The organism is Salifodinibacter halophilus (genome assembly GCA_012999515.1).
Lineage (GTDB): Bacteria > Pseudomonadota > Gammaproteobacteria > Nevskiales > Salinisphaeraceae > Salifodinibacter > Salifodinibacter halophilus.
In genome coordinates, this window is record JABEEB010000101.1 from 1 (window position 1) to 324 (window position 324).

The window sequence follows — 324 nt, forward strand, 5'->3', positions numbered from 1 at the left end:
GGCGCATGCGCTGGCCGGCGCGATCCTGGCCTACGCGCAACATATCGACGATCTGCCGGCGCTGTCCGGCGCGCTGGGGCGCATCGCCCAGAAGCACGTGGGCTACCACATTCTGCCCGAGCACTATCCCTTCGTCGCCGGCGCTTTGCTCGGCGCGATCGAAGAAACCCTCGGCGAGGCTGCCACGCCGCAGGTGCTGGCGGCGTGGGGCGAGGCGTATTGGTTCCTGGCCGATCTGCTGCAGCGGCGCGAGGCCGAACTGCGCGGCGAACTGGCCCAGGTGGTCGGCGGCTGGAGCGGTTGGCGCGAGTTCGTGGTCGCGGC

Annotated in this window: 1 protein-coding gene; it reads left to right on the top strand. The window is 71.0% G+C overall.

Annotated features, from left to right (window positions below; genetic code table 11):
• The coding region (locus tag HKX41_10880) for a nitric oxide dioxygenase (GenBank protein ID NNC24634.1) at positions 1-324 on the top strand (324 nt) is incomplete at both ends.